This window comes from Roseateles depolymerans (genome assembly GCF_003387155.1).
GTDB classification, from domain to species: Bacteria; Pseudomonadota; Gammaproteobacteria; order Burkholderiales; family Burkholderiaceae_C; genus Roseateles; species Roseateles depolymerans.
This window is the reverse complement of record NZ_QUMT01000002.1, coordinates 67,694-92,132: the sequence shown is the minus strand read 5'-3', so window position 1 is coordinate 92,132 and position 24,439 is coordinate 67,694. Positions and strand designations below refer to the sequence as shown.

The following is a 24,439-nucleotide window of genomic DNA, read 5'->3' as shown; positions in this document are numbered from 1 at the left end:
TCAGCCGCCCAGTCACCGGCATCTCTTCCGGCGGCGAGCGAATCGACGAGTGAATCCGCGAGCGAACCGTCCGCCTTTTCCTCCCTGCCGCCCTCACGGTCCCGCCCTTTGCCCGCGCGTCCCGCTGTGGAACTGCTGAGCCACCCTCGACCTCACCGCCCGGCCTCGGACCCGCCGCCGCCCCCGCTCCCTCGCCGCCCGCCACTGGACCGCCCCGTCGCGCAGGACGCGCGTGCGGGCATGGTGGTCGCCAAGAGCACCCCGCCCCACCGTCCGCCCCCTCCCCCTCCCGTCCTCACGCCGCAGGACATCAAGGACGTGTGCAAGGCCTACCTGCAAACCTCGACATCGCCGGATGCAGCCACCCGGAGCCTCATCCCCTTCCTGTACGGCATCAGTTCCGCCTGGGCCTACGAGAGCGGCTCGCCAACGGAGCGGCTGCAGGTGCCCCATCGGATGATGACGCTGGCGGAGGAGATTGCCCGGACCCCGACCTTCGAGGTGCCTCCCATCCGCCTGCTCTGGGAGGCCGCGCAGGTCCTGGCCCCGCAGATGGACCGGTTGCTTCGGCAGCCCGAAGTCATCCAACAGATGCCTGTTGGCGCGCAGTTGGCCCTCAATGCCTTCCTGTCCGTCTGGGATCGGGTGCTGGGCGAAGGACCGAGTTCAACCCAGACGTCCACGCTGTCCAAGTGCGTGCCCGTGGAGTCCGCGCTCACGCTGGCCCCCGCCTTCAGGCTGAACATCGGCCTGACGCCGTCCCATCCGCCCGCGGGGACGCTGGTGGCCAGCAGCACGCCGCGGACGCTGTCGAAGGACTTCAGCTGGAGCCCCGTGCTGCCACCGCCGCTGATCACCCTCACCAGCGTGAACGGGGGACTGCTGCTGGACGCCGCGCCCGCCGATGTGAAAGACAAGCGGCACGCCGAGGCTGCCCGGCATGCGATGTCCACGCTGGAGGCGGAGCTGCAGGATGCCGCCGCCAAGGGGCAGGGTTTGTCTGACGCGCTGCGGCGTTTCAACACGAAGGTGGCCAAGGAATGGCAATTGAGGCCGCTACTGGGCAACAGCGCCACACAGGGCGCCGGGCTCGTGCGTACGAACGCAGCCGCCAAGACCTGTGCTCACACGGTATGGTTCAGATTTGAAGACCTGGGGAAGGAAGATGGCGTGCGGGCCCTGCTGACCGAGCCAGACGCCGGTTATCGCTTGCGCGGGGCCTATGAAGTCGCGGCACTGAGCACGGCCCGCCAACTGCGGGACTGGAACAAGCGCCACCCCGACACCTCGGCCAACATCCGGTCTGAACTGCTGAAGGGTGTCGCGACTCAGCACTGCATCGAGATCACGCAAAGTTCCAGATCGAAAGGCATGCACCTGAAATTCCTCGTGGGCGTGCAGGACGTGCGACAGGTGATGACGGCGCAGGAGCAAGACGTGCTGGATGCGATTTTGAAGGATGTGGAGGCAACTCTGAAGTCTGCCAAGTTCAACCTCTATCCTCTGAAACCGCGCGAGCCCCGGAAGATTCCGGTCGTGACCCTGGACAAGGGAGATCCGATGGGGTGCCTGCAGTTGCTGGAAAAGACAGCGCGCACGGAGGCGCCCAAACCGGTACAACCTTCCCCTTCCGCTTACCCTTCCCCTGTCCCTTCCCAGCTTCGCTTCAACCAGCTCAGATCTTCGCTCCTTCAACCCCTGTGGCTGGATTCGCTGAGCACGGACACCGTGATGGAAGACCCGGGGCTTCTGCTCACCGACATCGACACCGCGTTCTCCAGGGACTACGACGCCGCCATGCGCCCTCTCCTGGACGACATTCGAACGCCCGGTGTCTGGTCCCAATTCAGCGCGGAACTGGCCCCTCGCCTGCTGGCTGACTGTCCGGGATGGCCCAAGGGCCGCGCGCTGTTCATCCACGACGCCGTCAACGGTGATCTGCGTTCCACCGCCGGGCCCAAGGGTACGGGCATGGAGCCCATCCGATTGGCGCTCGGCATGGCCAATCAACACTATCGCCCCCTGGCCGATGGCCGAATGCTGGACGTTCCGCTTGATGGCGACTGCTTCTACACCGCCGTGCTGGCCGCCATGCAGCCCAAAGAGCGCCTGACCTTGCTCAAAGCCTGCGGCTGTGCCGAGGAAGACCGCGAGACGCTGGGCCCGGCGGCGCTCTCGCTGCGTCGCCATTTTGCGGACTACGTGGACCGTCACCGCGAGGACTACCGCAAGCAGATCATCGAATGGCACGCCGTGCTCGACTGAGCCGGTCCGGCAATCCGCGCAGCCGTCATCGCAGCATCGTGGTGCCCGCCTGCACGAAGCGTCCGGACGCATCGTCGAAGTCCCAACGCTCGACCGACCACTGCGCGCCCAGCTCGATGAGGTTGACCGAATTGGGCACGCCCCCTCGCACCCGGGTGCTCAATGCGGTGCCGGCCTGCACCGCCCACATCGGACGCGCCAGGGTCGGCCAGCGCTCGCGCAGCGGCACGACAAAAGGCAGATGGATGTGCCCGCCCACGATCAGGTCGGCGCCCGCCTCCGCGAATGCGTGGACCGCGGCTTCATGGCCGTGCAGCAGGTTGCTGATGTCACTCTCGCGCGTGACCGCCACTGGCTGATGCACGGCCACCACGCGGCAGCGCGCATGTTCAGCGGCCCGCAGGCGCTGCACCACACGCTCGATCTGCTGGACGGACAGTTCTCCATCCGTGTGCCGATACCAGCGCGTCGTGTTCACCGCGACCACCTGCACGTCTGCCGTGAGGAACTCCCCATCCAGCGCGGGTTGGAAATGACGCTGGAATCGCCGGTAGGGATGCAGCAGACGACTCCAAACGTCAAACAGGGGAATGTCGTGGTTGCCGGGAATGGCCAGCAACGCACGCGGCGCGAGGCGGTCGATGAATGCCCGCGCTGCACGAAATTCCGGCACGCGGGCGCGCTGGGTGATGTCCCCGGTCAGCAGCAGCAGGTCGGGCGCACGCTCGCGCCAGAGCGCTTCCAGCGCGGCCACCACGGCAGGCCGTTCGGTCCCAAAATGCGGGTCACTGACCTGCAGCAGCAAGGTCACGGAGGCGGTCCTTCCGTGGCTGGCTGAGGCGATGCAAGCGAAGACGCCGATGAAGGCGCTGAATGCGCTGAGGGCGAAGTCAAGGTCGAACCCTGAGGATTCTGGGGCGGTAAGCCGCGGGGCGCATCGAGGCCTTGCTGCGACGCCTCCTGTGCCCCCTGTTGCTGCGCGGCCCGCTCCGGCGCCAATCCGCGCGGACGCACCAGCATCAGCGGCTCGGGCGCCACCTCGAAGGTCAGCGGCAGCTGCATCCAGACAATCTCGCCATCGGTGGCCACCTTCACCCGGCGCGTGCCGAATCGTCGCGCCCGCACCGTCATGTGCTTGAAGGAGAAATCCACCAGCTCATCCGCCTCGCCCAGCCGGCCCAGCGCGCCTTGCAGCAGCAGCCCCAGCAAGGCCCAGCGGCCCACTGGCCGCAAGGCCACGCCCGCCAGTTCGCCGCGGTCAATGGCGCGCGATTCCGGCAGCCCCACCTGCTCCATCTGCAGCGCGTTGTTGCCCACAAACAAGGTGGGCGTGCGGAGGTCCCGCGGCGCTTGCGGCGCGTCCGGCGCATCGAAGTGCAGACGCAGCGACCGGTGCCCCTTGAGCAGCGTCGCAATGCCCGCACCCAGCGCCACCAGGCGGCTGCGGCCAAATTGCTGCTTCCAGCTTTCCCGGTCTTCCAGCAGTTGCGGATACAGCCCGACGCTGGCATTGACGAGAAAGGCCCGTCCGTTGACCAGCCCCACCTGCACCGGTTGCGGCGTCTCCTCCAGCAAGGTCTTCATGGCCTCGCGGATATCCGCCGAAATGCCGTGGGTGCGGCTGAAATAGTTGAAGGTGCCGCGCGGCAGCACACCGTAGGCGCAACCGCTGCCCAGCGTGGCCTGGGCGACGGCGCTGAGGGTGCCGTCCCCGCCCGCGGCCACGACGATGCCGCCGGCCTTCTGGGCCCGGCGCACGGCCTCGTGCGCCGTCTCCATCAGCCGATCGGGGGCATCGACCGTCAGCAGTTCGGCCTGTCGGCCCTGCGCGGCACAGGCGGATTCGATCTCACGGCGGACCTCCTCACGGTCGCCACGACCGGAGGCCAGATTGAACACGACAAAAAGAGGAGGACCCGCCATGAATAAACCCTTGTTCCTGTTGCTTCAGCCGGCGTTCATGCGCACATCGCCGGTCTCGCCCAGTTTTTTCGGCGGCTCGCCGGTGACGACGCTCTTGGCCATCGCGTACAGCTGCATCAGCTTGCTGGCCTTGACGTCCCAGTAACTGGCGTGAGTGATTTTGACCTGCACCAGCGCCACGTCCGGATCGTCCACGCCTTGCGGGAACCAGGCCTGGGCGGCCTTGTTCCACAGCTGCTCGCGGCGAGCGCGGTCTTCCACCAGCGCCGCGCGGCCGGAGACGCTGACGTAAGAGTCGCTGTCCGTATTGGCGAAGCTGACGTTCACGATCGAGTCGCCCTGAATGTCCGCCACCGGATCGCCGGACCGGGACATGAAGAACCACAGGGTGTCGTCCTCGTCCACCGACCGGTTCTGCAGCGTCATGGGACGCGAATGCAGATGGCCGTTGGCATGGCGGGTGGTGAACATCGCAAAGCGCGTGTCCTTGATGAGATCCCACAACTTGTGCCGACGTTCAGCGTCGTTGACGGGGGTGGTCGTGCTGGAAACAGACATGGTGTGAACTCCTGAAGACTTGACCGCTTCCGTGGCAAGGGGCGTGCCTTTACCATCCGCGCACTTTTGCAGTGCGGCCTGTCCCCAGGCCAGACGTTCCGATGCTGTGTCCTCGCATCCTTCAAGAAGCCCCGCTGGCGGCCCCATGGGCGCTGATGATCAAGGCAGGCCTGGCGGGCCTCGCCGGCCTGATCGCAGCCTCGGCCCAAGCGGCCGGGGGCCACCATGCGGTGGACGACGCCAGCATCATGGACCCCGGCCAATGCCAGCTCGAGCTCTGGCAGGAACGCAACGTCCACGACAGCGGCACGCTCACGCATGCAGGCCCCGGCTGCCGGCTGGGTGCGCTGGAATGGGGATTGAATCTGGACCGCGTGCGTGCGCCCGGAGAAGCTGCTTTGACCCTCGTTGGTCCCCAGGCCAAATGGGCCATGCCGCTCAACCCAAGCTGGAGCGTGGGCGCGTCGGTGGGCGCGAACTGGACCGGTCGTGAGGGCCGCTACACCAGCAGCCAGCTCTTGGTACCGGTGACATGGCAAGCCACGCCCGCGCTGGCGGTGCATGGCAACCTGGGGCTGGACCAGCAGCCGGGCGTGGGCTCGTCGTCACGACGTGGCTTGGCGGCGGAATGGACCCCGTCGCCCCACTGGTCGTTCGTGGCGGAACGCTTTGACGACCATGGGGCCCGCCACTGGCGGGGCGGGGTTCGCTATCTGGTGGATGAACGCCTGTCGCTGGACCTGAGCCGAGCGGCTCATCTGGGCCCGCAGACACGCCCGTGGTGGGCGTTCGGCGTCAACTGGACCTTCAGTCGAGACGGACGTTGAGGCGCAGCCAGGTGACCGTGCCCTGGGGACGGTTGCGGACCGCGAATTCCTGCATGGTCTTCAGGTCCACGCCCCAGTTGCCGCTCTCGGCCACATAGGCGATGACCGGGCCGGCCGACAGGGCCTGCACCTTGTTGGGCAGCGTGCCAGCACCGGTGTCGGCGGTGAACTGCTTGACCACATAGCCCTGCAGACCCAGTTGCCACTGGTCGGTCACGCGGTACATGCCGCTCCAGTCCGCATGCAGGTACTGGCCCGACTTCACGCCGGTGTCGTCATTGCGAGTGTTGAACGAGTAGGTGGCGCGCAGGCCGACGGAGAAACCGTTCTCCCAGGCGCGCGTGGCCACCAGCAGCGGCTTGAAGGTCCAGTACTTGCCGGCGCCGGTATTGACCACGCGGTTCTTGTCGTAGTCCCCCAGCGGCGGATTCATCGCCACACCGGCCACGATGCGCGACTCATCCTGGGCCCAGTCGATGTAGGCGGCCAGTTCAGGGTCCGCCAGACCCGAATGGCTGCCCGAGCGCTGCGCGCTGGCCGTGGCCAGGGCGCCGTTCACCGCAGCCACCACCTGCTGCGGCGTGGCGGCCGGCAGCGTGGTGCTCAGGTTCACATGGGTGGTCTGGTGCACCATCGGCAGCGCCGCGGAAAAGCCCAGGCGGCCGTCCCACACGATCTGGTCGGTAACGAAGGTCACGCGCGGCACCAGCACATCGGCGCGCACACTGCCCTGCACCGTCAGCGGCAGCGTGCCGACACCGGGAATGGTGGTGCTGGTGGTGGGCGTGTTGCCATTGGCATCGCGCAGCTTGGTCGCTTCATAGTGCTGCGCCCAGATCTGGCCGTACACGCCGGGAAACTGGGGCGTGGCCAGTTCGTAGGACGGTGCCCCCAGCAGGCCACGGACCTGGCTGTTCTCAGTGGCCCAGGTGGCGCCGGCCGTCAGGCACAGCGCAGCAGCCGCCAAGGCGCGGCAATGAAGCATCGTCATAGAACCCTCGATGAAGTTGTTGTCTCAGTCTGTTGGTGGGTGTTGCGCCGGACCGCCCGCGGTCCTTGTGGCCACAACCCCTGATGCGCGGAAAGGCCGATGTGCACGGCTTTTGCGACGATGCGAATCATGCCGACACGCGGCCAAAGGCGGCGTGCCAAACGTCACAAGGCGTGTCAATTAGAGGCGGACCCCCACACTGCGGGGCTGTCCGGGAGGCGGTGCTTCCGCTGTAATTCGCGGCGCTGAATCGCCGACGGCTTCGATGCCATCGGCGCAAACAGCGGTGCACGCAGGTTAGGGTGAAGTCACAGCCTGCGTCGCATCACAAGAACACGACATGATCGAACCACGAGGAGCAGCTCCATGAACCGTCTTTCCATCCGCATTCTGAGCCTGGCGATGGGCCTGGCCGCAGCCACCACCACGGCCTGGGCCGAAGTCGATGTGGAGGGCTACAAGTTCCAGGACACGGAAGCGGTCTACGGACAGAACCTCGTGCTCAACGGCGCTGCCACGTCCAGCATTCTTTCGACTCGCTCCACTGCTGTCGGTTTTTATCTGCCCAAGAAGCAGACCACGATGGAAGGTGCCGTGGCCGAGAAGGGCGTGAAGCGCATCCAGTTCTACATGCTGCGCGACGTGTCCGCACGCGACCTGTCCAACGCGATGCTGGACCGCATCCGTCAGAACGCGCAGGAAGAATTCGCCAAGAACATCATCCAGACTTCGCAGCTGGGCATTGTGTTCGGCAGCCGTTCCAAGCTGCTCAAGGGCGAGCTGGTGACCATCGACTACGACCCGGCCAAGCGCACCACCAGCTTCGCGGTGAACGGCCAGAAGATGGGTGATCCCATCGAAGGCGAGAGCTTCTTCCCGATGATGATGAAGGTGTGGATCGGCCCGAAGGTGCGCGGCAGCACCCGCGACGGTCTGCTGGGCGTGGCTCCCGCGAAGTAAGCCGGGCCCTTCGTGCGAGGGCGGCCAGGGCCGCCTCGCTCAGCCCTGCAGCCAGGTCTTGACGGCATGCAGCAGCAGGCCGATGGCCCCGCCCACCAGCGTGCCGTTGAGGCGGATGAACTGCAGGTCGCGGCCCACGCTCAACTCGATCTGACGCGCCAGGCTGCGGTCGTCCCAGGACTTGACGGTCGAGGCAATGTGCTCCGTCACGCCGCCGCGCAGTCGCGACACCAGATGCTCGGCCATCGACAGCAGGTGATCGTTGATGGCCTGGGACAGCCCCTCGTCATGGGCCATGCGCTGAGACAGCGCCTGCAGGGATTGCACCAGGTGACGCAGCAGCGCGGAGTCGTCGCGACGGATGTCGGCCTCGATGGCGGCCCGCAGTTCCACCCACAAACCGTCCAGATACGCGCGGACATCGGCACTCTGGACGATCCGGTCCTTCAGCGCATTGATCTCCAGCGCAAAGGCCTCGTCCTCGCGCAGGCGCTGGATGAAGTCGTGGATCCAGACATCGAATTCGCGCCGCACCTTGTGATCGGGTTGGGAGAGGGCCTCCTGCACTTCCTCCACCAGTTGCAGCGCCAGCTTGTCCGACAGGCTGTCGGCCATCTTGTCGACGCTGGAGAGGGCATCCACCACCGACGTCACCTTGGGCCACTGCGCCCGCGAGAACTTGACCAGCCGCGCCGCGACCAGCGAACGTACCTCCGGCGTGGCCAGGTAGTCGCGCAGCTTCTCCAGCGCGCCGTCCAGCACCTGCTGATGCCGACCGGCATCGGTCAGCACATCCAGCACACCGGCCGCCGTGGTGGTGGCATTCCATGAGAGTGCGCGCTTGAGCAGAAACTCACCGAGCGCGCGGCGCACCGTGTCCTCGTTCAGCAGGGACAGCGCCTCCAGCGCCATGCTGCGCGCCGAGCTGGCCACCTGAGCCTGATGCGCTGGCGATGCAAGCCATTGGCTGAGCTGCCGCGCCGGATCGAAGCGCTCCAGCTTGGCCATGAGCACCTCGGGATGCAGGAAGTTGTCGCGCACGAAAGCCGCCAGGCTGTCGGCGATGCGATGCTTGCCTTGCGGAATCAGCGCGGTGTGGGGAATGGGCAGACCCAGCGGATGGCGAAACAGCGCGGTCACCGCAAACCAGTCGGCCAGGGCGCCGACCGTGGCGGCCTCGCAAAAGGCCTGGAACCACGCCCAGCCGCCCTGCCCGCCCATGCCGATGCTCAGGCCCAGCCCCGCCAGCGCCAGCACCAGGCCGCCCAGCGCCGCGCCCTTCATCCGTTGCAAGGCTCGTAGCCGGTGATCAGCGTCCGTCATCCCTCAATACCCGGCATCAGACACCGGCGTCAAAAACCGAACGCCAGCCGCAGGCCTCCCCAGTGACGTCCGGCCACGGTAATGGGCGCGGACGCCTCCTTGAGCAGGACGAACTGGCCGCCGCCCATGTCGCGGCGATAGGTCTGGAGCAGGAAGGGCCGCTGGTTGCGGGCGGAGGCCAGGCCGGTGCGGTCGTTGAAGATGCGGCGGTATCGGCTGTTAGCCGTGTTCCACGCCGTCTCGCCGGCCCGCTGCGGGTGGCAGTAGCGCTTGTTGTGGGTGGGCACATAACCGTTGCGGTCCACTGCGATGCAGAACACCACCTTGTCGGAGAAGGTCAGCATGCGCTCCTGCACCGCGGGGAACAGCTGGTCGGCCAGTTCGGTGAAGCGGGTGCGGAACTGCTGCGGATCGGTGCCGGGCAGCGGCTGATACTGTTCGTCGAACAGGGCGGCGGCATCGATGCGCCGCGCGGCCAGGGCCTCTTCCAGCAGCGCGGTGATCTCTGACGCGGCGCGCTGCGCGGCCTCGATGTAGGGCGAGTCATCCACCGGCACGCCGCTGGAGGCGATCTGCTCGATCATCTGCTCGGACAGGCGCAGGAAGCGGTCGCTGCAGGCGAAGGCGGACTCCAGCTTCTTCATCGCCTGCTGGATCTCCAGCCCCAGTTCGCCGGAACGCTCCGCCAGTTGCTGGGTGGTGAGCTGGCTCTGTTGGGCGGACCGGGAGATCAGGTCCACATCGGTCTCGACATCGGCAAAGGCGCGGTGGATGGTGCTCTGCCCCACCCCATCCGGGCCGCCCTGCGCATGCAGTTCACGGCTGAAGGCTTCGATGCGGGTGTCCAGCGTGCCCACCGTGCCCATGATGGCCTTGGAGGACGCCTCCACCTGCGCGGCCAGGTCCTTGACCGCATCGGCCACGACACCGAAGCCGCGGCCCGCCTCACCGGCCCGCTTGGCTTCAACAGAGGCGTTGAATGCGACCAGCCGGGTCTGCAGGGCAATGCGGGTGATGTCCGAGGCCGCATCCGCCACCTGCCGCAGCGTGGTCATGATGCCGCCGACCTCGTCCCCGACGCCGGCCAGCGCCACACGGGCGCGGCCCACGGCTTCGCGGGTCTGGGAGGTGGATTGATTGATGGCGTCCTGGGCATGCCGGACCTGGTCCAGCTCGCTGCCCAGCGCCTGCATGGCCTGGGCCTGGGACAACACGACCTTCTGCGTATCTTCGAGAAGGCCGCGCACTTCGGCCGCGTCGCGGCCCAGCCGGGACACGCCGCCGGACAGCTCCCGCACCACACGGGTGGTGGCTGCTGCATCGTTGATTCCGCCTGGGGCTGCATCCAGTGCAGCCCTCGTTGCGTCAGGCGCGTTGCCGTCTTTCGGGCCGCGCCGGCGCCATGTCTCCCACATCGCCGCTCCTTGTGGCTTCCGAGCCGCCCAGGATGAGCGGCCTTTCCAGAAGCTGGTGGGCCTGGTGTTGCTCGGGCAACTTCCAGGCCTGGGGGTCGCCTCCCTCTGGCGGGCCCCCAGCGGTCTCTTTTACCAGTCGCGCAGCTTCACGCGCAAGCGGGCAATCGCCTGACTGTGCAACTGGCAGACCCGGGATTCGGTCACCTTCAACACCGCCGCGATTTCCTTGAGGTTCATGTCGTGCTCGTAATACATCGACATGACATAGCCCTCGCGCTCGGGCAGGTTCTTGATGGCCTCCACCAGCGCCTCGCGCATGCGGTGGTCGCGCAGCATGCTCATCGGGTCGGCGGTGTCGTCGCCGACATGCCGGTCCAGGTAGTCGTCGCTGTCGTCGTCGCCGGAGATGTCTTCCAGGTAGACCAGCTGGGTGCCGCGCACCTTCGAGAGCATCTCCTGGTAGTCGGCCAGGCTGATGCCCATTTCCTGCGCGATCTCGGATTCCTGCGGCGCACGGCCGAGCTTTTGCTCCAGCTTGTGCACGGCCGATTCGATCGAGCGCTGCTGGCGCCGGCTGCCGCGGCTCATCCAGTCGGAGCCGCGCAGTTCGTCGAGCATCGCGCCGCGGATGCGCTGGGTGGCGAAGGTCTCGAACTGCACGCCCTGCGCGGTGTCGAACCGCGAGAGCGCATCGGTCAGGCCGATCAGGCCGACCTGGATCAGGTCATCCAGTTCCACATTGGCCGGCAGCTTGGCGATCATCTGATGCGCCAGGCGGCGCACCAGCGGGCTGTACTGGCGGATCAGCGTGTTGTTGTCGAGTTGGCCCTTGGCGGTATACATGCTTGTCTCCAAGACCCGGACGCTCAGTGAGACGACACCTGCGCACGCGTGGCAGGCGGTTGCCACATCGGACGCGGACGCAGCGGCATGGCTTCGGCGGCGCTGTCCAGCGCAGCACCCGGCACCGAGGCCAGCAGCAGTTCGCGCGCCATGTGGCGCAGTTCAGGGCTCAGCGGCGCGGACACCGGCTGCTTGGGATCCAGGCAGCTCCATTCCCGCAGCACCGCGCCCAGGAAACCGTCGCCGCAGCTGGAGAGCTGCTGGGCGATGCGCTCGGCCAGGCGCAGTTGCGGCGAGCAGGCCAGCAGCAGGCTGTAGACCATGAGGCCGGCGCGCTGGGTCAGCCACTTCATGCCGGCGTAGGCATGGGTAACGCTTTGCACATCGGTGTCGGCCAGCAGCACCGGGCGCACTTCGCGGGAGACCAGCACCCGCGAGAGTTCCGCCGCGCTGGCGTGCAGCAGCACGACATCGGCAAACGGGGCGGCGTCGGTCACCGCTTCCAGGAACTGGGCGGCCGAGCCGTTGGCATTGACATAGCGCATCGGCAGGCCGCGCGCAGCGAGGAAGGAGACGCGGGCCGACAGCGGCTCCACGCAGGCGGCCAGATCGACCGCGGCCAGTTCGGAGGCGGCCGCGGCTTGCTCGCCGGCATCGACCACCAGGGTGTGCAGACCGAGTTCGCCGAAGGCGGCGCACAGGCCTTCCAGCAGCGCGCCGCTGCCCACCACATGCGGGTTGCTCACCACCGGCACCACGCGAACGCGGGCGGTGGCAAACAGTCGGCGCAGGCCATCGGCCTGGTCCTTGGGCGCATTGCTGAGGCTCATCGGGTCGCGCATGGGCTGCTCTGTATTTCTGCTGGTCCGTTGCCGGAAGTGTCGCGTTGAGTGCCGGATCCCCAGACTCGATTGAACGGGCAAATCACCCTGCTTTTCAAGTCCATTCCCCAGGCACCCGAAGGGCGTTTGAGCACTTGTGCCAACGGCGGTGTCCCGCCCCTGGGCGACAAGCGCCACTGGACAATCAATTCATTCCCATTGCCGGCATCGCCCCGGCCGACGCGCCCGGCACCGAGCCGGAGGCGAAGATCAGGTTGACGTCCGAGGCATCCATGCGCCAGGCCGACGGGCCCTGGCTGCGCAGCGCCCGCTGCACCAGGGCCTGCGAGGACAGGCGATGCCAATCTTCCGGCACGCGCTGGCCGTTGGCCACGCCCAGCACCCGCAGCTTGTGACGGATCACCGTATCCAGGGCCGGCGCCAGCTTCACTGCCTCATCAATCTTGGAGAGGATCACGCCCTGGGCTTCGCTGCCGCGCCAGGCCTGGACCACGTCCTCGATGGTTTCGCCCTGCTGGGCGGCATTGACCACCAGGATGCGCTTGATGTTGCGGTGGGCCAGCATGTCCAGCAGCTCGGCGGTGCGGCTGTCCCGCTGGGCGGTGCCGGCGGTGTCGATCAGCACCATCTTCTTGGCGGCCAGCAGGTCCAGCAGGTCTTCCAGCGATGCGCGGTCATGGGCGGTGTGCACCGGCACGCCGAGGATGCGGCCGTAGGCGCGCAGTTGCTCGTGGGCGCCGATCCGGTAGGCATCCAGGGTGATCAGGCCCAGCTGGCTGGCGCCGTACTTCGTGGCGAAAGCCGCGGCAATCTTGGCCGTGGTGGTGGTCTTGCCCACACCGGTCGAGCCGATCATGGCAAAGACACCGCCCTGGTCTTCCAGCGCCGGCATCTGCTCGGCGGTGGCGACATTGCGCGACAGCACATTGCCGGCCCAGGCGCTCCAGTCGGATTCCTCGGTCAGATGGGCCGGCAGGCCTTCCACCAGCTTGCGCACCAGGGCCGGCGAGAAACCGGCGTCCAGCAGCTTCTGGGTCAGGCGGGCCTGGGTCGGCTGGCGCTGCAGCTTTTCCATGAAGGCCAGGGCGCCGAAGCGTTCCTCGATCAGGCCCTTCATGGCGCGCAGCTCGGTCATCATTTCCTGCTCGCGACGGGCGGGCAGGCTGTCCAGGCTTGGCACGCCGTAGCCGCCGAGGTCTGGCGCATGCACCGGCGCGTTCACACGGATTTCGTCGCGCAGCACCGGCGGCACGATGCGCTGGCTCGCCTGCGGCTGGTGGTGGTGGCCGTGGGCCTGGTGGGCATGGGCCTGCGCATGCGCCGGATGCTGGGCAGGGGCGGCATAGGCCGGCGTGTCTTCCACGCGGCGGGCACCCAGCGTCTGCATGGCGCTGCGGGCACGCTGGTCACGGGCGGCCATCATCGAGGCCACCGATTCCTGCATCTGGGCCGGCTCCTGCGTGTCCATCACCGGGTCGGGCAGGCCGTTCATCTCGGCCGCGCGGCGCTTGAGCATGCGTTCACGCACATAGTCCTGGAAGGACAGCGTGCTCATGGCCATCGCATTCACATCGTCACCCACGGACGGCGGCTGGCTGTTGGCAAACCCCGGCTCCTGACGGGCCGACAGGCGCTGCTTCACGGCCTGGCGCGGCTGCGGCTCGGCGCGGGCGCTGGCCTGCGGGGCCTGGCGCGGCGCGGCCACCCGGGGGGCGGAGGCGGCCACACGCTCGATCTGCGACATGCCCTCCGGCGCCATGGCCAGCACTTCCACCCCTTCGGGGCAGGGCTTGTTGGACAGCACCACGGCGTCGTCGCCAAAAGCCTGGCGGACCAGGTTCATGGCTTCGCGGGTGTTGCGGGCGGTAAATCGCTTGACGTTCATGCCGTGCCTCCGATGATGGAGCCGATGCGGATAGTGTGCGTTTCCGGGATCTCGCTATGACCCAGCACCTTCAGACGCGGCGCAGCGCGCTTGAGGAGCCGGGCCAGGGGGGCGCGGATCAGGTCGGGAACCAGCAGGCAGGCAGGCAGGCCACGGTCTTCCTGAGACTGGGCGGTCTGCGCGGCGCTGCGGGCCAGCGTGTCAGCCACGCCGGGGTCCAGGGCAGCGCCGTGCGGAGAATTCAGGGCCTGGGTCACCAGGCGCTCCAGTTCGGGTTCGAGGGCGATGACATCCAGCTCCTTGGCCGGTCCGTAGATCTGCTGCACGATCGCCGGGGCGATGTGGATGCGGATGCGACGGGCCAGCTCGGCCGGATCGTTGGTCAGCCCGGCGTTTTCCGCCAGGCTTTCCACGATGGAACGCATATCGCGGATGTGCACGCCCTCTTCCAGCAGGAACTGGAGGACTCGTTGCAGGTTGGCGATATTGACCATCTTTGGAATCACGTCTTCGATCAACTGAGGCGCTTGCTTGGTGAGGTGTTCCACCAGCTGCTGGGTTTCCACCCGGCCCAACAATCGGGCCGCGTGGACTTGCATCAAGTGTGAGAGATGTGTGGCCACCACGGTCGCGCAATCAACGACGGTAAAGCCCGCCATTTGTGCCATTTCCCTTTGCCGGTCTTCGATCCAGACCGCTGGCAGGCCGAAGGCGGGGTCGGTGGTCTGGGTGCCGATCAGCTTCTGGGTGGCATGCCCGGGGTTGATCGCCAGCCACATGCCGGGGTAGGCCTCGGCCTCGCCGATCACCGCCCCGCGCAGCGTGACGCGGTACTGGCTGGGGCGCAGCTCCAGGTTGTCGCGGATGTGCACCGACGGCGGCAGGAAACCCACGTCCTGCGCAAACTTGCGGCGTACGCCCTTGATGCGGCTGAGCAGGTCGCCTTCGCGGCTCTTGTCGACCAGAGCGATCAGGCGGTAGCCGACTTCCAGGCCCAGGGTGTCCACCTGGGCGACATCTTCCCAGGAAGCTTCGGCATCCGGATTCGGGCCCGTCGCGGCCGGAGCGGCGGCCTTGCTGGCTTCGGCGGCCTTGGCCTTGGCTTCCTTCTGCTGCATCCAGTAGGCCAGGTAGCCCAGGCCGCCGGCGATGATCAGGAACACCAGGTGCGGCATGCCGGGGATCAGGCCCACCACGCCCACCACGCCCGCGGTGATGGCCACCGCCTTGGTGGAGCCAAAGACCTGCTTGCCGATCATCGCGCCGACGTCCTTGTCCTTGCCCACGCGGGACACGACCAGGGCCGAGGCCACCGAGATCAACAGGGCCGGCACCTGGGCGACCAGCGCGTCACCGACGGCCAGCAGGATGTAGCTGTCGGCGGCCTGGCCGGCGGACAGCCCGTGCTGGGCCACGCCGATGATGAAGCCGCCGATGATGTTGATGAACAGGATCAGGATGCCGGCGACCGCATCGCCGCGCACGAACTTGCTGGCACCGTCCATGGAGCCGAAGAAGTCCGCTTCGTCGCTCAGCTCGGCGCGGCGGCGCTTGGCTTCCTTCTCGTCGATCAGGCCGGCGGACAGGTCGGCGTCCACCGCCATCTGCTTGCCGGGCATGGCGTCCAGGGTGAAGCGCGCGCCGACTTCGGCGATGCGCTCCGCGCCCTTGGTGACCACGATGAAGTTGATGACCACCAGGATGGCGAACACGATCAGGCCGACCGCGAAATTCCCGCCGATCAGGAAGTGGCCGAAGCTCTCGATCACCTGCCCTGCCGCGCCGGCGCCGGTGTGGCCTTCCATCAGCACCACGCGAGTGGAGGCCACGTTCAGCGACAGGCGCATCAGCGTGGTCAGCAGCAGCACCGTGGGGAAGGCGGCGAAGTCCAGCGGCCGCACCATGTGCGAGGCCACCAGCATCACCATGATGGCCATGGCGATGTTGAAGGTGAAGAACAGGTCCAGGACGAAAGGCGGCAGCGGCAGCACCATCATCGCCAGGATCATCATGATGGCGATCGGCGCGCCCAGGGCGCTGATGATCGCAGCACGGGGTCCGAGGAGGTTTTGCAGACGGGCCATCAGCTCGTTCATGGTTCAGCCTTCTTGAATCTGCTTCAACGTTGAGAGGCGGCGTCGGGGAACAGGTCGTCCTGCTCCTCGGCGGGCGGCTTCCAGCCTGGCTTCTTGTGCGGATCGAGCTCGTCCGGCACCGACGGATTGGGCGCCTCGTTCGGCGTCATGCCGCGACCGGCCAGTGCCGCCTTGAGCTGGTAGACGTAGGCCAGCACCTGCGCCACGGCGCCGAACAGCGCGCCGGGGATTTCGCGGTCGATCTCGGCATGGGCGTACAGGGCACGAGCCAGGGCCGGCGCGCGCAGCACCGGCACCTTGTTGTCCTTGGCGATGTCGCGGATCTTGAAAGCCAGCAGGTCCAGGCCCTTGGCGACGACCCGGGGCGCGCCCATCTTGGTTTCGTCGTACTGGATGGCGACGGCATAGTGGCTGGGGTTCATCACCACCAGGTCGGCCTTGGGCACGGCGGCCAGCATCTGGCGCTTGATGAGCTCGCGGGCCTTCTGGCGCATGCGGTGCTTCATCTCCAGGTTGCCCTCGGCCTCCTTCATTTCGTTCTTGGCCTCTTCGCGGGACATCTTCAGCCGCTTGAGGTACATGAAGCGTTGCAGCGGCAGGTCGATGGCGGCGAACAGGAACAGGGCCAGGCCCAGCAGCATCAGGCCGCCCATCAGCTGCTGGCCGGCATAGGCGATGGCAGCGGGCAGCGGCACCGACATGATGCCGACGAAGCCGGCCACACGGTCCTTCAGCGCCAGCGCGCCGATGACGCCCAGCACCAGGGCCAGCAGGCAGGCCTTGAGGGCCTGCGTCAGGTTCTGCCACTGGAACAGACGGCCAAAACCGGTGATGGGATTGAGATGGGAGAACTTGGGCGCCAGCGGCTTCATGGTGAAGTTCCAGCCGCCACCCGCCAGGTGGCCGGCAATGGCGGCCACGCTCAGGATCAGCAGCGCCGGCAGGGCCAGCGCAAAGGCCTGCCAGGTCAGGCCCGACAGACGCTCGGTCATCACACCGGCGGTGCGCAGCTGCTCGGCATCAAACCGCAGCGCGCCTTCCAGCATCCGCTGCATGCGCTCCAGCACCATTGGCATGCCCGAGGCCATCATGGCGCCGCCCGCGGCCATCACGGTGAAGTGCGGCAGGTCGCGGGAGCGCGGCAGTTGCCCTTCCTTGCGAGACCTTTCGATCTTCTTCTGCGAGGCGGGTAAGTTGCGGTCTTGGGCGTCTTGGTCGGCCATGGCGGGGTGCAGGTCTACGGCACCATGCCGCAGCACCGCCATTGTTCGGCGACCGGGGTCCGGGCTTTAGCCGGATAAAGGGGGGAAAGCGGCGGTTCTTTTGCGCCGGGGTGTGCGCGGGACGCCGGGCGGCGTCAGTGCGTCGATGCGTGCGCCCTGCCCTCACGGGCCGGAAAGCAAAACAGGAGATCCGAAGATCTCCTGTTGAGGGGCCGCTCGCTTGGTCGGCCCGGGATCGGACCGGCCGCAGGGGGCGGCGGATTGGCGGGGGGTGGGTGGGCTGTGCCCGCCGGACTCAGAAGCCCAGCGACGCGAGCAGGTCGTCCACTTCCGACTGGTTGTTGACCACGTCGGTGCGGCCTTCCGGATTGACCACCGGGCCTTGCAGGATGCTGGGGTCCACCTTTTCGCGCTGATCGGGCGGCACCACCTGCACCAGCAGCTTGACCAGGCTGTCTTCCAGGTCATTGGCCAGGGTGACGACCTTGGCGACGACCTGACCGGTGAGGTCATGGAAGTCCTGGGCCATCATGATGTCGGTCAGGTGGTTGTCGATCTTGGAGGTCGATTCCTCGACTTCCTTGACGAAGTTGAACACCGCGCCGGTGGCCACGGCCTTGACCGGGTCGGCGGTGATGGCCTGGGCCATGGCGTTGGCAGCCGCGGAGATGCGGGCATGCTCGGCCTTGGCCTGGTCCACGTGATTGAGCACCTTGTTGGCAGCATCGGCCGTCTTGGTGGCAATGTAGGTCAGGCGGCTGCGCGCATCGGGCAGACCGTCCGTGGCCACCTGCAGCTTGGGCATGACGCCCAGTTGCTGCATGGTGTCATGCAGCACCCGGGTGATATTGCCCAGCTGCTGAAACACTTCGGGCGACACCGACAAGGGCTCGGTGGCGTTTTGACTCAGTTTGGCCAACTCTTCCATCTGCATGGTGCTACTCCCAACGCATCAGGCCGCAGCGGCCAGTTTCTGCATGATCTTCTGGACCTTTTCTTCCAGCGTCGCCTTGGTGAAGGGTTTGACGATGTAGCCGGCGGCGCCGCTCTGGGCGGCCAGCACGATGTCTTCCTTGCGGGCTTCGGCGGTCACCATCAGCACCGGCAGGTGCTTGAGGCTGGCGTCTTCCTTGATGGCCTTGAGCAGTTCAAAGCCATTCATGTTGGGCATGTTGATGTCACTGACGACGAAATCGTATTTCGCCTGTTTCAGCATGCTCAGGGCCTCGACGCCATCTTCCGCCTCTTCGGCGTTGTTGTAGCCGATTTCCTTCAGCAACCCGCGCACGATCCGGCGCATGGTCGAGAAGTCATCGACGATCAAGAATTTCATGTCAGTGCTCATGGCGTTCCTCTGAGGGGACTGGAGGGCTTGGGGGCGATATCCGGGATTTCAAAGACGCCGCGGGTTACCGGCCCGCTGCTGCCGGGCTGGCGGCCATCGGTTCGCTGGCTGCTTCGCTCGGGGCATCTTCATCATCCGTCAAGTTCTTCAGGACTGCATCTTCAGCATCGCGATTCATCACGATGATGCTGATGCGGCGATTGACCGGGCTTTTTGAATCCTTGGTGTCGAGCAACTTGCTGGAAGCCAGACCCTGCACGCGCAGTACCCGGCTGTCCGGCAGCCCGCCCGCCAGCAACTCGCGGCGCGAGGCGTTGGCACGGTCGGCGGACAACTCCCAGTTGCTGTATCCGCGCTCGCCTCCGGAAAACGGTTGGGAGTCCGTATGACCTTCCAGCGTCAGCCGATTGGGCACCTCGGACAGTACTCCCCCCAGTTCCTGGAGCAGCTCGCGCATATACGGCTTCACCACGGCACTGCCACTGTCAAACATAGGACGATTATTCTCGTCCACGATTTGGATGCGCAAGCCCTCGCGGGTCATGTCCAGCCGTATTTGTCCACCTAATGCCGCAATTTTTGGGTTGTCGGCAATGATTTTTTCCACCTTGTCCTTGAGTTGTTGCAGGCGCACCCGTTCTGCACGGCGCTGCTCTTCTTTCAAGGCCTTGAGGTTGACCGTCTTGCGGGGAGATTCCACATCGCCGGCCTTGACCTGGCCGGTCTGGCGGGTGAGGTCCTGGCCGCCGCCCTTGATGATGTGGGAGGCATCGCCCGAGCCGGAGCCGCCGAACATGGCGACCTTCAGCGGCGAGGCGAAATAGTCGGCAATGCCTTTCTTGTCGCCCTCGGTGGTGGAGCCCAGCAGCCACATCAGCAGGAAGAAGGCCATCATCGCGGTCACGAAGTCCGCATAGGCGATCTTCCAGGCGCCGCCATGGGCGGCATGGCCGCCCTTCTTGACGCGCTTGATGATGATGGGCTGCAGTTTCTTGGCGTCTCCGGCCATGGTGCTGTCCTTGCGCCTGGGTTACTTCTTCTTCACGTGGCCTTCCAGCTCGGCGAAGGTCGGACGTTCGGTGGAGTACAGGACCTTGCGGCCGAATTCAATGGCCACCTGCGGGGCATAGCCCTGCATGGACGCCAGCAGCGTGGTCTTGATGCACTGCAATTCCTTGCCGGCTTCATCGACCTTGGCCTCCAGGGCGCCGGCCAGGGGTTCGGCAAAGGCATAGGCCAGCAGAATGCCCAGGAAGGTGCCCACCAGGGCCGAGCCGATCATCCCGCCCAGCACGGCCGGCGGTTGCCCCACCGAGCCCATGGTGTTCACCACGCCCAGCACGGCGGCCACGATGCCGAAGGCCGGCAGCCCGCCGGCCAGGCGCTGGATGGCCTGCACGGCCAGGAAGGCTTCGTGGTGGTGGGTGTCGATTTCGGCATCCATCAGCGACTCGATCTCATGGGCGTTGAGGTTGCCCGAGACCATCATGCGCAGGTAATCCGTGATGAATTCCGCAACATGGTGATCGTTGCCGACGGTGGGGTATTTCTGGAACAGCGCCGAGCTGTGCGGATCTTCCACATCCTTTTCAATCGACATCAGGCCTTCCTTGCGGGCCTTTTGCAGGATGTCATAGAGCAGCGCCAGCAGGTCCATGTAGCGGGCCTTTGTGTATTTGCTGCCTTTGAAGCATTCCCCCAATCCCTTCATGGTCGCCTTCATGACCTTGGGGGGATTGGTGGCCAGCATGCCGCCGATGGCGGCACCGAAGATGGTGGTCATCTCGAACGGCAGTGCATGCAGCACCACGCCGATGTTTCCTCCGTGCGCGATGAACACGCCGAAGATGCAAGCCAACGCCAGCACCCAACCAATGATGACAAACATGGAAGTGGTTCCGTCCTGAATATTCCGCCGCGTCCGTTGCCGGCACGACCCGTCTCATCTGATATCGACCGGCGCCCCCCGGGCCTTGAGCGGTCTTTTGCCGCTCAAGCCGGCGGCAAGGGCGGCGCGGGCCGCAGGTCCTCGATCCGGTAGACATGCAGCCGATGGCGGGTGCCGGTCTCCAGCTGCGCATGGGCGGTCTGCCCGGGCAGCGGAAAATCCAGACTCACCAGCCAGCGGCCCGTGTGCATCTCGGCCAGCGCCTTGTCCAGCGCCCGCGGCATGGATTCGGGACGCTGGAACAGGTAGACCAGGTCCATCTCCCGCCACGACTGGGCCCAGAGGTCGCCCCGGGACACCGTGGCCCAGGGGCAGCGCAACCGGGCCAGCAGCCACAGGAACGGACTGTATTCAATCCCGTGCAGGCGCACGGCGGGATAAGCGCGGCGAAGCGCTACCAATCCATCGCCCAGGCCACAGCCGGCGTCAAGAACGTGAGCTTGTTCACGCAGCGCAATCACCGCGGGCAAGCCCTTGAGCGCGTCATGGGGGGTGGGGAACAGCGGCGCGTCGGACCAGCCGCGGCGCGGATAGGCCACGAGAAGAACGGCCAGCGGAATCAGCCAGGCCCAGCCGGGCAGCGCGGCGCCGCTGACCAGCAGCGCAAGCGGGAATCCGGCGGCGACCATGGCGCGGCGCCAGGGCTGGGCATGCAGGCCGGCGAGCATCAGCCCCAGCCCAAGCGCGACCACGGCGGCCGGCCAGCCCGGCCCGAAGGCGTGCGACACGCCCGCGTAGGTGATCCAGCAGGCGGCCCAGCTCGCCAAAGCAAGCGCCGGCCAGCGCCAGGTGGGGGCCGCGCTGACCGAGGTCATGGAGGAGAGGGGGTCGGGGTGGTCGTTCAAGCCGACAGTCCGGGAGGAGGACGCCCGCATTGTGCGGGAGCCGGGGCCTCGCCGACCAGTGCCGGTGGGCCCGGATGTCGTCTGGGTGGGTGACGGCAAGGTCACTGCCGGTCAGTGCATCTGCAGGCCACCGGCGGCCTTGCCCTTGCCGGCGCGGGCCGGCGGGTTGCACAGGCCACACACATAGTGCTTGGCCACTTCATGGGGATGGGTGACGAAATGCCCCTGGCACTTGCTGCACTTGGTCAGCGTCAACATGCCGTTGTCCACGAACTTGACCAGGCGCCAGGCGCGGGTCACGGACAGCAGCGGCTCCAGGTTCTGGGCCTGGGTGTGCTCCTGGTAGAGCTGGTAGGCCTTGATCACGGTGTCGATCTCATCCATCTCGGCCACCTTGTTCAGGTATTCATGGATGTTCATGAACAGCGTGGCGTGGATGTTGGGCTGCCAGCTCATGAACCAGTCGGTCGAGAACGGCAGTTGGCCCTTGCTCGGGCTCTTGCCCGAGACTTCCTTGTACAGACGCAGCAGACGCTCATAGCTCAGATCGGTTTCCGACTCCAGCACCTGCAGACGCGCGCCCAGGTTGATCAGCGTGACGGCGCGCTCGATCTGCTTGGCTTCGGTCAGGATGGACTTGGTACGCATGGGAAACCTCTCGGAACTCGATGGCGGGAGCTGGGGGAGCTTGGAAAGCTTCAGTCGGGCGCTGGGCTCAGGCCGCTTCGTGATGGCGACCGGCCATCAGGATGGAGGCGTGCAGGCGGGAGACCGAATCGTTCGCGGCGGGCTTGCCGTGGCTGGTCAGCAGGCCCCAGACCAGGTCGTCGTCCATGCGGAAGCGGCACAGCAGCGTGTTGCCGGCGGCGACCTTCATCATCTGGGCGGGGCTCAGGGTGTTGAGCAGCGTGGCGGTCTCTTCCGAGATGCCCAGGCGGAACAGGGCCTGCTCGCGGTCCGAGCGGATGAGGCTCTGGGCCAGCATCAGGTAGGACAGGTTGGCTTCGCGGATTTCAGCAAGGATCTGGTCAGCGTTCATCTCGTTTACCTCGGTCTGTGTTCGGGGCCTTGTGGGCGTCGTCGTGGTGACGTCGCGGCATGGGTTGAACTGTAGAGAACGAGAAACAAACCCGACATCAGGGTGCTTCTATGAGCGTCTTAGGGCGCAGGACGACGGCTTTGTCAGGGAACTTCCTACAAGCTGCCAGATCAGCACCGAGGCGACCCTGCTTTTCTGCGCATCACGTCACGATTGAGAGGGGCCGGGTGCGCCAAGCAGCCGGGAAGCCCTTCCAGGGACATCCCCTGGCCTGTCAGAGCCTGTCAGAGTTCAAGGCCGTGTAGGGGCGGGAAACTCGGTCCGCAGGGCCTTTGCCTCATCCGCCCTGCCCGTCCCTTCCAGCACCAGGGCCAGATTGTGGGCGGCGAGATGGCTGCCGCGTCCGCTGACGGCGCCGGGCAGGTCCGGGCGTTCGCCCAGGACCAGGCAGCGGCGCCAGGCTTCTTCGATCATCGGCAGCAACACCTCGGCCTGGGTGGGGTCTTCCGCGGCCCAGTCCAGCAGCAGGTCGCCCAGCGCGAAGAAGACATCGGGCGAGTGCTCGCAGGCGGCGAGCTGGCTGTCTGCAAAGACCACGCCGTCGGCATGGCGTGCCAGGCGCTTCAGACCAAAGAGACGACGCGCCACCAGATCCGGCCACCATGACGGGTTGCCGATCGGGCTGACGTTCGTGCTGGCGCTTGTGCTGCCGCTTGTGCTGGCGCTTGTGCTCCCGCTCAGGCAGGCGGCACAGGTGGCGAAGGCGTCCTCGCTGGCGGCAAAGTCTTCATAGACCGACGCGTCCTTACCCAGCTGATACCAGAGGTAGGCGTCCTGCGGATGGTCCGCCAGGGCGGCCTCCAGCAGCTTGCGGTTGCGGCCTTGCTTGTCTTTCAGGCGTGAGCCCAGATAACCGTCATGGCCGATGCGCACCGGCAGCGGCTGAATGGGCAGCGCATGCCGCGGCTGTTCATGAATGCGGCCGGCATACCGGACGGTGCCCGGCAGCACCCGGCTCAGCCGCGTGTGGGCGATGCCGTCGTCGAAGTGGTCGTCCAGCGCCAGCGTGCCCACGAAGCCTGGCGGCGTCTGGCGCAGGGCCTGCAGCGCCTCGCCACCGTCGATCAGCCATTCATCGGCATCCATGACCACATGCCAGTCCGCGGACGCGAGGTCCAGCGCGGCATTGCGCGCGCGCGAGAAATCGTCGGGCCAGGCGATATGTGCCACGCGGGCGCCGGCTTGGGCAGCCAGGATGGGTGTGGGGTCGGTGGAGCCGGTGTCCAGCACCAGCATGTCATCCACCCAAGGCCGGACGCTGTCCAGCAGCCGCCCGATGTGGGCGGCTTCGTTCCTGGCGATGACCACCAGGCAGGTACGCCAGCGTGCGGACATGACGCAGTATCAGTGCATTTGCAGTGCGCCAGCGGCCTTGCCCTTGCCGGCACGTGCCGGCGGGTTGCACAGGCCACACACATAGTGCTTGGCCACTTCATGGGGATGGGTGACGAAATGCCCCTGGCACTTGCTGCACTTGGTCAGCGTCAGCATGCCGTTGTCCACGAACTTGACCAGGCGCCAGGCGCGGGTCACGGACAGCAGCGGCTCCAGGTTCTGGGCCTGGGTGTGCTCCTGATAGAGCTGGTAGGCCTTGATCACGGTGTCGATCTCATCCATCTCGGCCACCTTGTTCAGGTATTCGTGGATGTTCATGAACAGCGTGGCGTGGATGTTGGGCTGCCAGCTCATGAACCAGTCGGTCGAGAACGGCAGTTGGCCCTTGCTCGGGCTCTTGCCCGAGACTTCCTTGTACAGACGCAGCAGACGCTCATAGCTCAGATCGGTTTCCGACTCCAGCACCTGCAGACGGGCGCCCAGCTTGATCAGCGTCACGGCGCGTTCGATCTGCTTGGCTTCGGTCAGGATGGACTTGGTGCGCATGGGAAACCTCTCGGAACTGGATGGCGGGAACGGGGTGAGCTTGGAAAGCTTCGGTCGGGCGCTGAGCTCAGGCCGCTTCGTGATGGCGACCGGCCATCAGGATGGAGGCGTGCAGGCGGGAGACCGAATCGTTCGCGGCGGGCTTGCCGTGGCTGGTCAGCAGGTTCCAG

The 24,439-nt window shown here is 66.3% G+C and carries 23 protein-coding genes; 3 read left to right on the top strand and 20 right to left on the bottom strand.

What is annotated here, in order from left to right:
- Positions 1 to 240: 240 nt before the first annotated feature.
- Positions 241 to 2,265 (top strand): hypothetical protein, encoded by a 2,025-nt coding sequence (locus DES44_RS08445; protein WP_058934563.1) that lies wholly within the window; start codon positions 241 to 243, stop codon positions 2,263 to 2,265.
- A 25-nt stretch (positions 2,266 to 2,290) separates the two neighbouring features.
- Here the strand turns inward: DES44_RS08445 and DES44_RS08440 are convergent, their stop codons facing one another.
- From DES44_RS08440 to DES44_RS08430, 3 genes are read right to left on the bottom strand one after another with little or no spacing between them, the layout of a single operon-like run.
- Positions 2,291 to 3,076, bottom strand: a complete 786-nt coding sequence (locus tag DES44_RS08440; protein WP_058934562.1) for a metallophosphoesterase family protein — start codon at positions 3,074 to 3,076, stop codon at positions 2,291 to 2,293.
- Positions 3,073 to 4,188, bottom strand: a complete 1,116-nt coding sequence (locus tag DES44_RS08435; RefSeq protein WP_083525477.1) for a diacylglycerol/lipid kinase family protein — start codon at positions 4,186 to 4,188, stop codon at positions 3,073 to 3,075. The genes DES44_RS08440 and DES44_RS08435 overlap by 4 nt, the downstream gene beginning before the upstream one ends.
- 24 nt (positions 4,189 to 4,212) lie before the next feature.
- The gene (locus tag DES44_RS08430) at positions 4,213 to 4,746 is read right to left on the bottom strand and encodes a pyridoxamine 5'-phosphate oxidase family protein (RefSeq protein WP_058934561.1); all 534 of its coding nucleotides are present in this window, start codon (positions 4,744 to 4,746) and stop codon (positions 4,213 to 4,215) included.
- Positions 4,747 to 4,847: 101 nt separating this feature from the next.
- On the opposite strand from DES44_RS08430, the gene DES44_RS08425 reads away from it, so the two are divergent.
- A complete protein-coding gene (locus tag DES44_RS08425) occupies positions 4,848 to 5,573 on the top strand; it encodes a PA4824 family protein (RefSeq protein WP_147307024.1) in 726 nt (241 codons plus the stop codon).
- On the opposite strand, the gene DES44_RS08420 is transcribed toward DES44_RS08425, so the two are convergent.
- Complete coding sequence (locus tag DES44_RS08420) at positions 5,554 to 6,564, bottom strand: SphA family protein (RefSeq protein WP_083525476.1); 1,011 nt, start codon at positions 6,562 to 6,564, stop codon at positions 5,554 to 5,556. The genes DES44_RS08425 and DES44_RS08420 overlap by 20 nt on opposite strands.
- 366 nt (positions 6,565 to 6,930) lie before the next feature.
- Here DES44_RS08420 and DES44_RS08415 point away from each other — a divergent pair, with 366 nt between their 5' ends.
- Entirely contained in the window at positions 6,931 to 7,524 is a 594-nt protein-coding gene (locus DES44_RS08415) for a chalcone isomerase family protein (RefSeq protein WP_058934558.1), read from the top strand.
- Between the two features lie 39 nt (positions 7,525 to 7,563).
- Here the strand turns inward: DES44_RS08415 and DES44_RS08410 are convergent, their stop codons facing one another.
- The 16 genes from DES44_RS08410 to flhC (DES44_RS08335) form a co-directional block, all read right to left on the bottom strand.
- Complete coding sequence (locus tag DES44_RS08410; protein WP_058934557.1) at positions 7,564 to 8,808, bottom strand: DUF445 domain-containing protein; 1,245 nt, start codon at positions 8,806 to 8,808, stop codon at positions 7,564 to 7,566.
- A 68-nt stretch (positions 8,809 to 8,876) separates the two neighbouring features.
- The gene (locus tag DES44_RS08405) at positions 8,877 to 10,262 is read right to left on the bottom strand and encodes a methyl-accepting chemotaxis protein (protein ID WP_058934556.1); all 1,386 of its coding nucleotides are present in this window, start codon (positions 10,260 to 10,262) and stop codon (positions 8,877 to 8,879) included.
- Between the two features lie 129 nt (positions 10,263 to 10,391).
- Positions 10,392 to 11,105 carry an RNA polymerase sigma factor FliA gene (locus tag DES44_RS08400; RefSeq protein WP_058934555.1) on the bottom strand — a complete coding sequence of 238 codons (714 nt, stop codon included), beginning with the start codon at positions 11,103 to 11,105 and terminating at the stop codon, positions 10,392 to 10,394.
- 23 nt (positions 11,106 to 11,128) lie between these two features.
- Positions 11,129 to 11,947 (bottom strand): MinD/ParA family ATP-binding protein, encoded by an 819-nt coding sequence (locus tag DES44_RS08395; RefSeq protein WP_116001441.1) that lies wholly within the window; start codon positions 11,945 to 11,947, stop codon positions 11,129 to 11,131.
- A 184-nt stretch (positions 11,948 to 12,131) separates the two neighbouring features.
- Positions 12,132 to 13,832: a flagellar biosynthesis GTPase FlhF gene (flhF, locus tag DES44_RS08390; RefSeq protein WP_058934554.1), complete on the bottom strand. Its 1,701-nt coding sequence runs from the start codon at positions 13,830 to 13,832 to the stop codon at positions 12,132 to 12,134.
- Positions 13,829 to 15,928 (bottom strand): flagellar biosynthesis protein FlhA, encoded by a 2,100-nt coding sequence (gene flhA / locus DES44_RS08385; RefSeq protein WP_083525475.1) that lies wholly within the window; start codon positions 15,926 to 15,928, stop codon positions 13,829 to 13,831. Before flhA ends, flhF begins: the two co-directional genes overlap by 4 nt.
- 23 nt (positions 15,929 to 15,951) lie before the next feature.
- Positions 15,952 to 17,151, bottom strand: a complete 1,200-nt coding sequence (locus tag DES44_RS08380) for an EscU/YscU/HrcU family type III secretion system export apparatus switch protein (RefSeq protein ID WP_058937311.1) — start codon at positions 17,149 to 17,151, stop codon at positions 15,952 to 15,954.
- Between the two features lie 295 nt (positions 17,152 to 17,446).
- Positions 17,447 to 18,085: a protein phosphatase CheZ gene (locus DES44_RS08375; protein ID WP_058934553.1), complete on the bottom strand. Its 639-nt coding sequence runs from the start codon at positions 18,083 to 18,085 to the stop codon at positions 17,447 to 17,449.
- Positions 18,086 to 18,103: 18 nt separating this feature from the next.
- On the bottom strand, positions 18,104 to 18,496 hold the full coding sequence (gene cheY / locus DES44_RS08370; RefSeq protein WP_058934552.1) for a chemotaxis response regulator CheY: 393 nt from the start codon (positions 18,494 to 18,496) through the stop codon (positions 18,104 to 18,106).
- Positions 18,497 to 18,560: 64 nt separating this feature from the next.
- Positions 18,561 to 19,505, bottom strand: a complete 945-nt coding sequence (motB, locus tag DES44_RS08365) for a flagellar motor protein MotB (protein WP_058934551.1) — start codon at positions 19,503 to 19,505, stop codon at positions 18,561 to 18,563.
- A gap of 21 nt (positions 19,506 to 19,526) precedes the next feature.
- The gene (gene motA / locus DES44_RS08360; protein ID WP_058934550.1) at positions 19,527 to 20,384 is read right to left on the bottom strand and encodes a flagellar motor stator protein MotA; all 858 of its coding nucleotides are present in this window, start codon (positions 20,382 to 20,384) and stop codon (positions 19,527 to 19,529) included.
- Between the two features lie 104 nt (positions 20,385 to 20,488).
- A complete protein-coding gene (locus DES44_RS08355; RefSeq protein WP_147307023.1) occupies positions 20,489 to 21,289 on the bottom strand; it encodes a class I SAM-dependent methyltransferase in 801 nt (266 codons plus the stop codon).
- Positions 21,290 to 21,400: 111 nt separating this feature from the next.
- Positions 21,401 to 21,937, bottom strand: a complete 537-nt coding sequence (flhC, locus tag DES44_RS08350) for a flagellar transcriptional regulator FlhC (protein WP_058934548.1) — start codon at positions 21,935 to 21,937, stop codon at positions 21,401 to 21,403.
- Between the two features lie 67 nt (positions 21,938 to 22,004).
- Entirely contained in the window at positions 22,005 to 22,328 is a 324-nt protein-coding gene (flhD, locus tag DES44_RS08345) for a flagellar transcriptional regulator FlhD (protein WP_058934547.1), read from the bottom strand.
- 291 nt (positions 22,329 to 22,619) lie between these two features.
- On the bottom strand, positions 22,620 to 23,723 hold the full coding sequence (locus DES44_RS08340; RefSeq protein WP_058934546.1) for a glycosyltransferase family 2 protein: 1,104 nt from the start codon (positions 23,721 to 23,723) through the stop codon (positions 22,620 to 22,622).
- A 9-nt stretch (positions 23,724 to 23,732) separates the two neighbouring features.
- Positions 23,733 to 24,269, bottom strand: a complete 537-nt coding sequence (gene flhC / locus DES44_RS08335) for a flagellar transcriptional regulator FlhC (RefSeq protein WP_058934545.1) — start codon at positions 24,267 to 24,269, stop codon at positions 23,733 to 23,735.
- Between the last annotated feature and the right edge of the window lie 170 nt (positions 24,270 to 24,439).

Excerpts from the sequence above, each read along its gene's own strand:
- DES44_RS08445 (WP_058934563.1), top strand. The coding sequence starts at position 241 with ATGGTGGTCGCCAAGAGCACCCCGCCCCACCGTCCGCCCCCTCCCCCT.
- DES44_RS08435 (WP_083525477.1), bottom strand. The coding sequence starts at position 4,188 with ATGGCGGGTCCTCCTCTTTTTGTCGTGTTCAATCTGGCCTCCGGTCGT.
- DES44_RS08430 (WP_058934561.1), bottom strand. The coding sequence starts at position 4,746 with ATGTCTGTTTCCAGCACGACCACCCCCGTCAACGACGCTGAACGTCGG.
- DES44_RS08425 (WP_147307024.1), top strand. The coding sequence starts at position 4,848 with ATGCTGTGTCCTCGCATCCTTCAAGAAGCCCCGCTGGCGGCCCCATGG.
- DES44_RS08420 (WP_083525476.1), bottom strand. The coding sequence starts at position 6,564 with ATGACGATGCTTCATTGCCGCGCCTTGGCGGCTGCTGCGCTGTGCCTG.
- DES44_RS08415 (WP_058934558.1), top strand. The coding sequence starts at position 6,931 with ATGAACCGTCTTTCCATCCGCATTCTGAGCCTGGCGATGGGCCTGGCC.
- DES44_RS08410 (WP_058934557.1), bottom strand. The coding sequence starts at position 8,808 with ATGAAGGGCGCGGCGCTGGGCGGCCTGGTGCTGGCGCTGGCGGGGCTG.
- DES44_RS08405 (WP_058934556.1), bottom strand. The coding sequence starts at position 10,262 with ATGTGGGAGACATGGCGCCGGCGCGGCCCGAAAGACGGCAACGCGCCT.
- DES44_RS08400 (WP_058934555.1), bottom strand. The coding sequence starts at position 11,105 with ATGTATACCGCCAAGGGCCAACTCGACAACAACACGCTGATCCGCCAG.
- DES44_RS08395 (WP_116001441.1), bottom strand. The coding sequence starts at position 11,947 with ATGCGCGACCCGATGAGCCTCAGCAATGCGCCCAAGGACCAGGCCGAT.
- flhF (WP_058934554.1), bottom strand. The coding sequence starts at position 13,832 with ATGAACGTCAAGCGATTTACCGCCCGCAACACCCGCGAAGCCATGAAC.
- flhA (WP_083525475.1), bottom strand. The coding sequence starts at position 15,928 with ATGAACGAGCTGATGGCCCGTCTGCAAAACCTCCTCGGACCCCGTGCT.
- DES44_RS08380 (WP_058937311.1), bottom strand. The coding sequence starts at position 17,151 with ATGGCCGACCAAGACGCCCAAGACCGCAACTTACCCGCCTCGCAGAAG.
- DES44_RS08375 (WP_058934553.1), bottom strand. The coding sequence starts at position 18,085 with ATGCAGATGGAAGAGTTGGCCAAACTGAGTCAAAACGCCACCGAGCCC.
- cheY (WP_058934552.1), bottom strand. The coding sequence starts at position 18,496 with ATGAGCACTGACATGAAATTCTTGATCGTCGATGACTTCTCGACCATG.
- motB (WP_058934551.1), bottom strand. The coding sequence starts at position 19,505 with ATGGCCGGAGACGCCAAGAAACTGCAGCCCATCATCATCAAGCGCGTC.
- motA (WP_058934550.1), bottom strand. The coding sequence starts at position 20,384 with ATGTTTGTCATCATTGGTTGGGTGCTGGCGTTGGCTTGCATCTTCGGC.
- flhC (WP_058934548.1), bottom strand. The coding sequence starts at position 21,937 with ATGCGTACCAAGTCCATCCTGACCGAAGCCAAGCAGATCGAGCGCGCC.
- flhD (WP_058934547.1), bottom strand. The coding sequence starts at position 22,328 with ATGAACGCTGACCAGATCCTTGCTGAAATCCGCGAAGCCAACCTGTCC.
- DES44_RS08340 (WP_058934546.1), bottom strand. The coding sequence starts at position 23,723 with ATGTCCGCACGCTGGCGTACCTGCCTGGTGGTCATCGCCAGGAACGAA.
- flhC (WP_058934545.1), bottom strand. The coding sequence starts at position 24,269 with ATGCGCACCAAGTCCATCCTGACCGAAGCCAAGCAGATCGAACGCGCC.